This window comes from Dactylosporangium roseum (assembly GCF_025264685.1).
Classification (GTDB): domain Bacteria; phylum Actinomycetota; class Actinomycetes; order Mycobacteriales; family Micromonosporaceae; genus Dactylosporangium; species Dactylosporangium roseum.
The window spans coordinates 5,644,646-5,656,652 of record NZ_CP073721.1 but is presented as its reverse complement, the minus strand read 5'-3'; the positions used below and the strand labels follow the sequence as shown (position 1 = coordinate 5,656,652).

12 protein-coding genes and 2 pseudogenes are annotated in these 12,007 nt (G+C 68.9%); 12 read left to right on the top strand and 2 right to left on the bottom strand.

Annotated elements, in window-relative coordinates; all coding sequences use genetic code 11:
- The first annotated feature begins 242 nt into the window (after nt 1-242).
- The 11 genes and pseudogenes from Drose_RS26445 to Drose_RS26395 all read left to right on the top strand — a co-directional run bounded on the left by Drose_RS26445 (nt 243) and on the right by Drose_RS26395 (nt 9,645).
- Nucleotides 243-992: an SDR family oxidoreductase gene (locus tag Drose_RS26445; RefSeq protein WP_260724024.1), complete on the top strand. Its 750-nt coding sequence runs from the start codon at nt 243-245 to the stop codon at nt 990-992.
- Nucleotides 993-1,021: 29 nt separating this feature from the next.
- The gene (locus Drose_RS26440; RefSeq protein WP_260724023.1) at nt 1,022-1,762 is read left to right on the top strand and encodes an SDR family oxidoreductase; all 741 of its coding nucleotides are present in this window, start codon (nt 1,022-1,024) and stop codon (nt 1,760-1,762) included.
- Nucleotides 1,759-2,640: an NAD(P)H-binding protein gene (locus Drose_RS26435; protein WP_260724022.1), complete on the top strand. Its 882-nt coding sequence runs from the start codon at nt 1,759-1,761 to the stop codon at nt 2,638-2,640. Before Drose_RS26440 ends, Drose_RS26435 begins: the two co-directional genes overlap by 4 nt.
- Before the next feature lie 65 nt (nt 2,641-2,705).
- Nucleotides 2,706-3,290 (top strand): TetR/AcrR family transcriptional regulator, encoded by a 585-nt coding sequence (locus Drose_RS26430; protein ID WP_260724021.1) that lies wholly within the window; start codon nt 2,706-2,708, stop codon nt 3,288-3,290.
- A gap of 562 nt (nt 3,291-3,852) precedes the next feature.
- A complete protein-coding gene (locus Drose_RS26425) occupies nt 3,853-5,025 on the top strand; it encodes a branched-chain amino acid ABC transporter substrate-binding protein (protein ID WP_260724020.1) in 1,173 nt (390 codons plus the stop codon).
- Between the two features lie 62 nt (nt 5,026-5,087).
- Nucleotides 5,088-5,981 carry a branched-chain amino acid ABC transporter permease gene (locus tag Drose_RS26420; protein WP_260724019.1) on the top strand — a complete coding sequence of 298 codons (894 nt, stop codon included), beginning with the start codon at nt 5,088-5,090 and terminating at the stop codon, nt 5,979-5,981.
- Complete coding sequence (locus Drose_RS26415; RefSeq protein ID WP_260724018.1) at nt 5,981-7,003, top strand: branched-chain amino acid ABC transporter permease; 1,023 nt, start codon at nt 5,981-5,983, stop codon at nt 7,001-7,003. Before Drose_RS26420 ends, Drose_RS26415 begins: the two co-directional genes overlap by 1 nt.
- Entirely contained in the window at nt 7,000-7,818 is an 819-nt protein-coding gene (locus tag Drose_RS26410; protein ID WP_260724017.1) for an ABC transporter ATP-binding protein, read from the top strand. Before Drose_RS26415 ends, Drose_RS26410 begins: the two co-directional genes overlap by 4 nt.
- Complete coding sequence (locus Drose_RS26405; protein ID WP_260724016.1) at nt 7,811-8,539, top strand: ABC transporter ATP-binding protein; 729 nt, start codon at nt 7,811-7,813, stop codon at nt 8,537-8,539. Before Drose_RS26410 ends, Drose_RS26405 begins: the two co-directional genes overlap by 8 nt.
- Nucleotides 8,536-8,918: pseudogene (locus Drose_RS39195) on the top strand (proline racemase family protein). The gene Drose_RS26405 and the pseudogene Drose_RS39195 overlap by 4 nt, the downstream one beginning before the upstream one ends.
- 22 nt (nt 8,919-8,940) lie before the next feature.
- Entirely contained in the window at nt 8,941-9,645 is a 705-nt protein-coding gene (locus Drose_RS26395; RefSeq protein WP_260724014.1) for a GntR family transcriptional regulator, read from the top strand.
- A gap of 120 nt (nt 9,646-9,765) precedes the next feature.
- Here the strand turns inward: Drose_RS26395 and Drose_RS38830 are convergent.
- Both Drose_RS38830 and Drose_RS26390 read right to left on the bottom strand, forming a co-directional pair.
- Nucleotides 9,766-10,056 (bottom strand): annotated as a pseudogene (locus tag Drose_RS38830) (helix-turn-helix domain-containing protein); the annotation flags it as partial.
- A gap of 287 nt (nt 10,057-10,343) precedes the next feature.
- Nucleotides 10,344-11,153 carry a DUF952 domain-containing protein gene (locus tag Drose_RS26390; RefSeq protein WP_260724013.1) on the bottom strand — a complete coding sequence of 270 codons (810 nt, stop codon included), beginning with the start codon at nt 11,151-11,153 and terminating at the stop codon, nt 10,344-10,346.
- 225 nt (nt 11,154-11,378) lie between these two features.
- Between Drose_RS26390 and Drose_RS26385 the strand changes: the two genes are divergently transcribed.
- Nucleotides 11,379-11,930, top strand: coding sequence for a glyoxalase superfamily protein (locus Drose_RS26385; protein WP_260724012.1), 552 nt, complete (start codon nt 11,379-11,381; stop codon nt 11,928-11,930).
- Nucleotides 11,931-12,007: the final 77 nt, after the last annotated feature.

Below are 12,007 nucleotides of genomic sequence, written 5' to 3'. Positions count from 1 at the left end.
TCCTTCGATGCGACGCGCTGTCATTACATATCTGGAAAGCGCCGTGCCGGCGAGCGCCATCCGTGTAGCCGATCATTTCCGCGCGCTGACGGCGGCTCAGCCGCCAGCGCGCGGGTGCGTTCGTCTTGAGTGAGCAACAGGGGAGGGGAGCTCTGCCGGTGTGGTGATGCCTTCACTGGATCTGGGAGTGGGCGGCGGGTATGCTCCGAGAAGTAAGTTGGGTAACTAACTATGGAGTGCGCATGCTCTCTCCCGCATCACGGCCGGTCGCGCTGATCACCGGGGGCACCTCCGGCATCGGCCTGGCCACCGCTCGTCTGCTAGCCAAGGAACACACGGTAGTCGTCACGGGACGGAATCCGGACACGCTCGCCAACGCCCGCCGGGAACTGCCCGGTGACGCCCTGGTGCTGGCCGCCGACGCCCGGTCGCTCGCCGACGCCGACCAGGTCGTGGCCGAGGTGACTGAGCGGTTCGCGCGCGTGGGCGTGCTGTTCCTCAACGCCGGCGTCGGCGCGATGCTGCCGGTGGCGGCGGTCGACGAGGCCGTCTACGACGAGCACTTCGACGTCAACGTGAAGGGCCAGGTCTTCCTGCTACAGAAGGTTCTGCCGCTGCTGGCCGAGGGCAGTTCGGTGGTGTTCAACGCCGCCCTCGGTGTGCACCGCGCGCTGCCCGACTGGTCGGTTTACGCCGCCGCCAAGGGAGCGGTGCTGTCGTTCATGCAAGCCGCGGCCGTCGAGTTGGCCCCGCGCGGGATCCGGGTCAACGCGGTCTCGCCGGGGCCGATCGAGACCCCGGCGCTCGGCAAACTCGGCCTCGGCGGCGATGCGCTGGCCGAGTGGCGCGCGGCAGTGAGCGCCCGCGTCCCTCTCGGCCGGGTCGGGTCGGGCGCCGATGTGGCCCAGGTGGTCACGTTCCTCGCCTCGCCGGCCGCGGCCTTCGTCACCGGCGCCGACATCGCCGTCGACGGCGGCATGCGGATCGCCTGAAACGCCCTCGAGAAAGGACATCAACAGTCATGACACGCACAGCCCTGATAACCGGTGGCACGTCGGGCATCGGCCTGGCCACCGCCCAGACCCTCGCCGCCCGGGGATACGCGGTCGTCGTCACCGGGCGCAACCCGCGGACCCTCGCCGACGCCGAGCGCGCCCTGCCCGCCGGCGTCCGGGTTGAGCGCGCCGACGCGGGCTCGGTCGCGGACGCCGACCGGCTCGCCACCGACCTCGGGAACCGGTTCGGCGCGCTGGACGTGGTACTGCTCAACGCGGCCGTCGAACATCCCGCCCCGCTCGACGGCATCGACGAGGCCGGGTTCGACGAGCAGTTCGCGGTCAACGTCAAGGGCCAGTATTTCCTGTTGCAGAAGCTGCTGCCGCTACTCGGCCCGGGCAGCAGCGTGATCTTCATGAGCTCGACCGGCGCCCAGCACGGGCTGCCCGGCCTGGCCGTCTACTGCGCGACCAAAGGCGCTCAGGTCGCGCTCGCCCGGTCCCTCGCCGTGGAGCTCGCGCCGCGCGGCATCCGGGTCAACGCGATCACGCTGGGGCCCGTCGACACGCCCGCGCTGACCAAGCTCGGCATGCCCGCGGACGAACTCGACGCGTTCAAGAAGACCATCACGGCGCGCGTGCCGCTCGGCCGGTTCGGCACCGCGCAGGAGATCGCCGACGCCGTGGCGTTCCTCGCGTCCCCTGAGGCGACCTACGTCACGGGCGCCACGATGATGGTCAGCGGCGGATTCGGGGTGGCCGCATGAGTACCGGCGGCGACCGCGGCCGGATCCTGTTGGTCGGCGGCACCGGGCAGGTGGGTTCCCTGGTCGCCGGCAAACTGCGAAACCACGACGCCCCCGTACGCGTCATGGCCCGTGACGTGGAGACCGCGGTCGAGCGCCTCGGCTCGCACGTGGAGATCGTCCGCGGCGATCTGCTGGAGCCGCCGACGCTCGCCGCCGCGCTGCACGGCGTGGACATCGCCTTCCTGACCACATCACCCCAACCGAGCCTCGCCGAGCAGGAGGCCAACTTCATCGACGCCGCCGAAGGGGCCGGGCTGCCGCGCCTGGTCAAGCTGTCCGCCGCCGGGTGCCGGCAGTCGCCGCACCCGCCGTTCGGCTGGCACCAGGCCAGCGAGGACCGGATCGAGAAGGCCGGCATTCCGGTCACCCTGGTGCGGCCCACCCCGTTCGCCTCGATCCTGCTGTGGGAGGCCGCGGCCATCCGGGCCGGGCGGCTGAACACCATGATGGGCGACGCCCTGTTCAGCTTCATCGACCCCGAGGACGTCGCCGACCTGGTGGTCGCGGCGCTGACCGACCCCGCACACACCCACCGGGCCTGGGAGGTCGGCGGCCCCGAAGCGCTCACCTACGACGAGGTGGCCACCGCCCTCACCGGCGTGCTCGGCTGGCCGGTCGAGCACGGCCGCGTCGACGAGACCACGTTCCGGGCCGGCCTGCTCGGCGCCGGCATGCCCGACTGGCTCGGCGACGTGTTCGCCGGGACCCGCCGGCTCGCCGCCCGGAACGTGTTCGCGGTCGGCGACGCCGTCGTCCGCGAGGTGCTCGGTCGCCCGGCCCGCACCCTGACATCTTGGATCGAACGCCACCGCGACGCGTTCGGAACGACCGGCTGATCCGAACCTCAGCCTGGCCGGCCGGTGTCCCCGGCCGGCCAGGCCGTACCGGTAAAGTTGATGTGATGACCAACTTGATCCAGGCGAGGTCGAGCAGCAAGCGCGACCGCCTCGTGCAGGCCGCCTGCTCACTGTTCCACCAGCGTGGGGTAGGACATACCAGCCTCGCCGACATCGCCAAGACCGCCGACGTACAGATCGGAAACGTCTACTACTACTTCAAGACCAAGGACGACATCATCCGCGCCGTCATCGACTCGCACGCCGACCATCTCCGGGCCGGCCTGAAGTCGCTCGACCGGCACCGCAGCCCCGCGGCCAGGCTCACCGCGTTCGTCCGCGAGGTGGTCAAGACCGGCCCCGACACGGCCCGCTACGGCTGCCCGCACGGCACCCTCTGCTCCGAGCTGGGCCGCCGCGACGACGACCTCACCGGCGCCGCCTCGGTGCTCATGGGCATCCGCCTCGACTGGGCGCGCGCGCAGTTTCAGGCCATGGGCCGCACCGACGCCGACGATCTCGCGTACACGTTGGTAGCCCAGATCCAAGGCGCGGCCCTGCTGGCGAATACATTCCGCGACCCGGCCGTTCTAGTCGGGCAAACCCGGCGGCTGCAACGCTGGATCAAAGACCTGGCGGGACTGGAATAGATCAGCTCTGGCACCCGGACCGTGATGGTTGGCCCGAGCCTCTACGCAACCGCGGCCACGGCCCCCGGCCGCGGCATCCGGACCCGCTGAGCACGACCTCGACCATCAGGTCCAGCCCGGGCGCGAGCTCGGAGATCTCGTAGGCCCGGCGCACGTCACCGCTGAACTCCTTCACCCCCACGCCGGCACCGGCAGGCCGGCCTTGTTGATCTCGCGGAAGTGATCGAGGGCGACCCGCTCGTCGGTGCGGTACGGCGTAGGCGTCGAAGTCCGCGAACAGGCCGTCGCGGTAGGGCGGGTCGGCTGCGACGAGCGCGCCGTGCCAGGGGCGGGTGCGCTCAGCGGAGGAAAGCGGTCATGTCGGAGAGCCCTTTTGTCCCGGTTAGTAAAATATTACACAGGGTTCGATGTAACTCAGGCCAAAGCTATATAGCGCTGTTACCTGCTCCTCTAGGGCGTTGGCGTGGTGTGTGTCATAGTCCTGTGCAACGTCACACTGCAGTACTACTGACACCACCTCTGGCCGTCCGCGTGTCGGTCCTCTTAGGGAAGTGGGTTTGAAGTGACCGCAAATGTCACCCGCCGGCTGTCGCGAGTCGCCCTCCTGGGCGGCGCGGCGGTGGCCGCCATGGTGCTCTCCGCCTGCGGCAACGGGCTTGCCTCCGGCGGAAGCAAGTCGTCGGACAGTGGACCGATCGTCCTCGGCATGCTGACTCCCCTGTCCGGGAGCAGTTCGGCCATCGGCCCCTACATGAAGAACGGCGCTCAGCTCGCCATCGACGAGATCAACGACAAGGGCGGCGTCAATGGACGCAAGCTCCAGCTCAAGGTCGAGGACGACGCCTGTGACGCCAAGAGCGCCGCCGCCGGAGCCAACAAGCTGGTCACCGAGGGCGTGAAGATCTCGGTCGGCGGCTACTGCTCGGGTGCTACGCTCCCGACGCTGCCGATCTTCGAGAAGGCCAACGTGCCGATGATCATCCCGGCCGCGAACTCCACCGAGCTGGTCAAGCAGCACAAGAAGAACGTCTTCCTGATCAACGGCACCGGCACCCAGCAGGCCGACGCGGCGCTGAAGTTCATGAAGAAGCAGGGCGCGACCAAGGTCGCGCTCATGGACGACAACACCAGCTACTCCAAGGACATCGCCGACACCACGGCCAAGCTCCTCACCGGCTCCCCGGCGCTCGCCGGCCGCCAGTCGGTCACCGCGGGTGAGAGCGACTACAGCGCCAACGTCAACGCCGTTCTGAAGACCAACCCGGACTTCATCTACTGGACCGGCTACTACCAGGAGGGCGGGCTCATCATCCGCCAGCTACGGCAGGCCGGCTACAAGGGATCCGTCATGGTGGCCGATGGATCGGTCGACCAGAAGCTGGTGGACATCGCCGGCGCCGCCAACGCTGAAGGCGTCTTCGCGACCATGACGCAGACCCCTGACACGCTTTCCGGTGCAGACGGCTGGATCGCGAACTACAAGGCCAAGTTCGGCGCCGATCCGGGCCCGTACTCCACGCAGTCCTACGACGCCGTCCGGGTCGCCGCCGAGGCGATCAAGAAGGCCGGCTCGACCGACGGCACGGCCGTCATCAAGGCGCTTGAAGGGGTCGACGGCCTCCAGCTCTTCTCGGGACCGCTGAAGTTCACCGCCGACCATACGCTCTCCAGCGGCGGCTTCCAGATCCTCGTCGTACAGAACGGCAAGATCGTTCTCAAGGATTCGCTGCAGTAATTGCACGGTCCCGGTGGCGCGCCGTCCAGTGCGCCACCGGGACTTCTTCTGGAGGACTCCCCATGAGCCAACTCATCTGGAATGGTGTCTTCGTCGGATCGTTCTACGCCCTGGTCGCGCTGGGCTACAGCATGGTCTACGGCATCATCAAGCTCCTCAACTTCGCCCACGGCGACCTGTACATGCTGGGCGCGTTCGTCGGCTTCGGCGTCCTGAGCGTCGCGGGCGGGCTGGCGACGTCCCTGGGCTTCGTGGCCCTGCTCGTCGTGCTGATCATCTCGATGCTGGCGACCGGGACCGTCGGCCTGGTGCTCGAGCGCGTCGCCTATCGTCCCCTGCGGAGGGCACCCAAGCTGTCCGTACTCATCACCGCGGTGGGCGCATCCTTCGCGCTCGAGTACGGCATGCGCCTCGTCGCCGGGCCGAACCCGCAGGTCTACCCCGTCCGTCTCGCCGGAAACGCGATCAACGTCCTGGGTGCCCGGATCACCCTCCAGCAGGTCGGGCTGATCCTCATCGCCGTTCTGCTGATGGCGGCCCTCCAGTGGCTGGTCATGGGCACCGGCACCGGACGGGCCATGCGAGCCATCTCCCAGGACCCGAAGGCCGCCCTGTTCATGGGCATCAACGTCGACGCCGTCATCGCGCGTACCTTCTTCATCGGTTCCGCCCTCGCCGGCGCCGCGGGCGTGATGGCCGGCGGCTACTACGGGAAGATCGACTTCCTGATGGGGTTCATCATCGGGCTCAAGGCGTTCACCGCAGCCGTCATCGGCGGTATCGGCAACATCAAGGGCGCGATGCTCGGCGGCCTGTGCCTCGGCCTACTCGAGTCGTTCGGCACCGCCTGGCTCGGCGGTCAGTGGCGCGACGTCTTCGCGTTCGGTTTCCTCATTCTCCTCCTCACCCTCCGGCCGACCGGCATCCTGGGCGAACGCGTTACGGAGCGTGTCTAATGGCCACCAAGATCGCGGCCCCCTCTACCGGGGCCGCCCGCCCAAGCGCCCTTCTCGGCCGCCTCCAGCAAAACCGCTACCTTGGTCCGGTCGGGCTGGCCGTCGCGTTGCTGGCGCCGTTCGTCACCGCGACCAGCTACTCCCTGTCGGTGATGACCTCCGCATTGCTCTTCGTGATGCTCGCGGTCGGCCTGAACATCGTCGTCGGCTACTGCGGCCTGCTGGACCTCGGGTATTGCGCGTTCTTCGCCATCGGCGCCTACGTCAGCGGCATCCTCGCCACCCGGTACGGATGGCCGCTGCTGGCCACGGTCCCCGTCGTCATTGCCGCGGCCGTCGTCGCCGGCATCGTCATCGGCGGCCCCACCCTGCGCCTGCGCAGCGACTACCTCGCGATCGTCACGCTCGGATTCGGAGAGATCATCCGGATCACCGCGAACAACCTGCCCGTCACCGGCGGGCCGTCGGGCATCTACGGGATTCCCGGACTCAAGATCTTCTCGCTCGACCTGTCCGGCCCGGTGGCCCTCTACTACACCTGCGTGGTCATCGTCGCCCTCGCCGTCCTCGGAGCGGGGCGGCTCGGCCGGAGCAAGCTCGGCAGGGCATGGCGCTTCATCCGCGAGGACGAAGACGCCGCCGAGGCCATGGGCATCCACACGTACAAGGTGAAGCTGGCCGCCTACATCGCCGGCGCCGTATGGGGCGGCCTCGGCGGAATTCTCTTCGGCGCACAGCTCTCCGCGATCTCCCCGCCCAGCTTCACGTTCCTGTGGTCGGCGCTGATCCTGATGGCCGTCGTGCTCGGCGGCATGGGCTCCAACCCAGGAGTCGTGCTCGGTGCCATCTTCATCAGCGTGCTGCCGGAGCTGCTCCGGCAGGCGGCCGACTACCGGTACTTCGTCTTCGGGATCCTGCTCATTGTCGTGATGATCTTCCGGCCCCAGGGACTGTGGCCGGCGGTGGCCGCGGAACGACGGTCCCGACGCGACAAGCGCAAGGCCAAGGAGGTGTCACAGTGAGCGCGCCAGTATCGGCGCCGCTGCTCCAGGTCCAGGACCTGCACCTGGAGTTCGGTGGCGTCAAGGCCGTGGACGGCCTGACCTTCGCGGTCAACGAGGGCGACATCCTTTCGGTCATCGGACCGAACGGCGCCGGCAAGACCAGTGCGTTCAACTGCATCACCGGCTTCTACAAGCCCACCGGCGGTTCGGTGAAGCTGCAGGGTGATGACATCACCGGCCTGCGGCCGTCCGCAATCGCCTCCCGCGGCGTCTCCCGTACCTTCCAGAACCTGCGCCTGTTCGGCGAGCTCACCGTCCTGGACAACGTCCGCGCGGGGATGCACGTCCGGCTGCGCCAGAACGCACTCGACGCCCTGCTGCACACCCCACGGTTCCGGCGCTCGGAGCGGGAGGCGACCGACGAGGCGAACCGCTGGCTCGACTTCGTCGGTCTGCGCGGAGACCGGGACGCTGCGGCGAGAAACCTTCCCTACGGCGAGCAGCGGCGTGTCGAGATCGCACGCGCTCTCGCGCGCGGGCCCAAGCTGCTGCTCCTGGACGAGCCGGCAGCGGGTCTCAACCACGGCGAGAAGGTGGAACTGCTGGACCTGCTGCACCGCATCGGCGAGCTCGACGTCGCCCTCGTGCTCATCGAGCACGACATGGGGCTCGTCATGCAGGTATCACGCCGGATCGTCGTACTCAACTTCGGCCGCGAGATCGCCGACGGCACCCCTGAGGAGGTACGCCGCGATCCGGCCGTGCTGGAGGCGTACCTCGGCAAGGAAGACGATGCGGACGACGCCACGACCAAGGAGATGAGCCATGAGTGAGGTCGCCGGTAGCGCGGCACTCGAAATCGATGGCCTCGACGTCCACCACGGCCGCGTCCACGCCCTCCAAGGACTGACCCTCACCGTCGGTGCGGGCGAGATCGTCACCCTGCTCGGCAACAACGGCGCCGGCAAGACCTCCACGCTGTCGACGGTCTCCGGCGTGGTCCGGCCCACGAGCGGCACCGTGCGTGCGTTCGGCGCGGACATCACCAAGGCCAAGCCGTGGGACATCGTGGCGCGGGGAGTGGTCCACGTGCCGGAGGGGCGGCGGATCTTCTCCCGGCTGACCATCCACGAGAACCTGCAGCTCGGCGGCTATCTGGTGAAAGACAAGGCCGTGGTCAACAGCCGGATCGACGAGGTCTACGCGCTGCTGCCGCGCCTGGCCGAGCGTCGCACCCAGCAGGGCGGCACCCTCTCCGGCGGCGAGCAGCAGATGCTCGCCGTCGGCCGAGCATTGGTAGCCGGTCCCAAGCTGCTGATGCTCGACGAGCCGTCCATGGGGCTCGCGCCGCTCGTCGTCGCGAAGATCCTGGACCTGATCCGACAGATCAATACCACCGGTACGTCCGTGCTGCTCGTCGAGCAGAACGCGCGCGCCGCGCTGAAGATCGCCCACCGTGCGTACGTGGTGGAGAATGGCGTGATCACGCTGGAGGGAGCGGCCGACGAGCTCGCCCGCGACTCGCGCGTGGTCGAGGCGTACCTGGGGGCCTGAGACGATGCGGGACATTCGCACGACGGACTACCACACGGCCGGGAGCCATTCCGGATCGTCACCGACGGCGTCCCGGAGATCCGCACCAGCGCAATATCACCGTCTTCGCCGACGGTGAGGTCGACAGGTCACCGTGCGGCTCGGGCACGTCCGCGCGGATCGCGCTACTGGCATGGTCGGGTAAGCTCGGCGCGACGAGGTGCTTACCCACGACTCGATCGTCGGAACCCGATTCCTGGGCCGCGTCGTGGAGGAAGTGGAGACGGAAGGCCGTCCGGCCTACGTTTCCGAGATGCGCGGGATGGCTCACCGCACCGGTGAACACCAGTTCGTGCTCGAGCCCGACGATCCCCTGGGCCTGGGATTCACGCGGCGATGACGTGGACAAGGAGCAGCACACCGTGACGGACACCACCGGGCCCATGGCCCCAGACACGCTCGCTTTGCCGCAGTTCGCCGGCCGGCCCAACCTGCGGCAGGAAATCGCCCTCGCCCTGCGGGGAGCGCTCATCACGGGCGAGATGCGGCCCGGTGTCCTGTACTCCGCGCCCGGCCTGGCAGAGAAGTTCGGTGTCTCCGCCACCCCGGTCCGTGAGGCGATGCTCGACCTCGCCAACGAGGGACTGGTGACGATCGTCCGCAACAAGGGTTTCCGGGTCAAGGAGCTGACCGACCGGGACCTGGACGAGATCACCTCGCTGCGTGCACTGATCGAAGTGCCAACGGTGGCAGAGGTGGCCCGGGGCATCAACGAGCCCACCCGGGCGGCCGTCGAGGAGTTGCGTCCCCTGGCGAAGGAGGTGGAACGGCTCGCCGAGATCGGGGACCTCATCCGTTACGTCGAGGTCGACCGGCGCTTCCACCTCTCGCTGCTGGCCCTGGCAGGCAACCGGCACCTCGTCGAGGTCGTCGCCAATCTCCGGGCCCGCAGTCGCCTGTACGGCCTGCAGGACCTCGCTGCGCGCGGCGAGCTGGGGCGCTCGGCCGCCGAGCACAAGCAGATCGTCGACCTGGTGGTGGCCGGCGACGCGGCGGCGGCGGCGGACCTGATGCGACGGCACATCGGCCACGTCCGCGGCACCTGGGCCGGCTATCACGAAACCTGACCGTGCGACGCGCGGCGAGGCAGGCGTGCTCTCACGCGCTCGCACGGCGAGCAGCGGTTGGAGATGACACACCACACGTTCGGCCCGGTCGGTGAGGTCAATTCCGCTCACCGCCCTGGCCCGGCGTATCCGGTGCCGCAGCGTGTTCGGGTGAACGTGCAGCGCCGCAGCGGCGGCACGGACGTCCCCCAGGGCGTCGAGGTAGGCTCCTTCGGAGCGCCGCGCGTGCGGGAAATGGGGTGTGGTCGCTCGCCGACGCGGTTGTTGGAACTGGCCGACTGGCTGTGCTGCAACCAGGTGACGCTGGTGGTGATGGAGTCGACCAGCGACTACTGGAAAGGTGTGTACTACCCTGCTGGAGTCGAACGGTGCGCTTTGTCCGACGACGTTGTTGGTCTGAGGTCCCAGCACCGAAGGCCACGAAGTGGCCCGCCATCCATTGTGGACGGAGCAATGCTCGAATCGGGTAGAGCCAGCGCACCAACGCGGGCCGCAAGGGTACGCCCGTGCTCACCGTAGTCAACCCGGAAGAGCCTACGCCAGCGACCGTGTCCGAGCTGGTCGCGTCGAGCGGCTCGTTTCACGACGGGCACCCACGCGCTCGGTCTCACGTCGGGCGACAATGGCAACCACGCCAACGACGGCACGACCTTTCTTCAGCCGGCGTGTGCCGCCGCCACGCGCTTCGGTGTGACGATCTACTGACCGGTGCTCCGTGCGGCCCAGGCCCGACCGGCCGCGGCCTTTGCGCCGTGCCGCGGCAGCATGGCGTCGATGGCCTCCGTGCCCTCGACCCGGTAGAGGCCCACGACGGCGTCCGTGGTGAGCGGCCCGTCCAGGTGCGGGTAGGTCCGGCCGTCGGGCATCATCTCCCACCGCAGCCGCTCGCCGAACGCGTCCGCGCGCACGGCGACGAGCATCAGCGGCCCGGCGCCGGCGAACCGATGCCCGGCGACCATGACGACCTGGTCGCGGGTGCAGAGTTGGACGTGCCCGCTCGCGCGGTCGAACGGCGAGCCGTCGAAGCGGCCCGAGGCGTCGAACTGCGCCCACTCATCCGGCAGCAGGATCTTGTAGAGGGGCGCGGCGGCCCGCGTCTCGCCTGGCGCCGGCCGGGACGTCCACCACGCGATCAGCCCGTAGGGCAGCAGTAGGATCGCGAGGCAGCTAAGGGCGCTGGAGAACGGCCAGTGCGCCTGCCCGTCGGCCGGCCCGAGCCCGACGCACGCCAGCACCACCGCCCACGCCGCCGGTGCCGCGAGCCACCAAGGCCGCGGCACGCGCAGCAGGCGGCCGGCGAGCGGCCCGACGACCGCGACGACGACCGGGAACGCCAGCACGGCGTCGATCACCGGCCCCAGGTGCGGCAGGCACGCGAGATCGCTGTCGCACGGCGGGTCGGGTGGCGCCGACGCGAGGATCGCCCACCCGACGCCGAGGGCCGCGGCGACGCTTGCGACGCCGGCGCCCAGACCCCGCGCCACCGCCCCCATCGTTGCCGTCCTCATGGCGCACAGCTTGCCACGCGACGGTCGGCCGTTGGCCGACCTCATGAACGGTGGCGCATCGAAGCAAGGTTGGCTATCATCATGACCGGCTAGGTGCAGCCAGCCGCTCGCGCCCTCTGGGTTTGGTGAATGCACCGGATGGGTTGCCGAGCATCGGCTCTCTAACCGCGGCGCTGGCCGACAACGCGAGCATCGGCAGGACGCACCGCGCGGAAGGCCGACGCAATGACGTCCCCCAACACAGAGCACGCCAAGAAGCTCGCCAAGCTCCTGCAAGATGACCTCGCCGCAGCCGGGTTCAGCGTCCCGCACAGCCTCACGCTGGAACTCATCGCCCACCAGTTCGGCGCCAAGGACTGGAACGTCCTGGCCGCAGCGGTGGGCCGCCCTGGACGTTCAGCCTCGCCGAAGATCCGACCAGGCGTGCCGGTATTCCGGGTGATGTCCGTTGAGGTTGCGCTGCTGTTCTACGTCGACTACCTCGGTTTCAAGCTTGACTGGGAGCACCGGTTCGAGCCCGGCCTACCCCTGTACGTGCAAGTGTCCCGGTCGCAGGCCGTACTGCATCTGTCCGAGCACCACGGCGACGGCAGCCCGCACGGTGTGGTGTGGTTCCCTGTTGCTGACGTGTTCGGCCTGCACGAGGAGTTGCTTGCCAAACCGAACGCACCAGTGCGCCCGGGCATTGACGCTGCCGCGCCTGGCGGGCCGACACTCGAGGTCATCGACCCTTACGGCAACGTGCTGCGATTTGCCCAGCCTTCGGCGGCCGGGTAAAGCCGCTAGCTGCCACCAGTCAAGACTCGCTCTTCCCGACAGATGAGTGCGTCGATCTTGGCTAGTCGCGAGGGCGC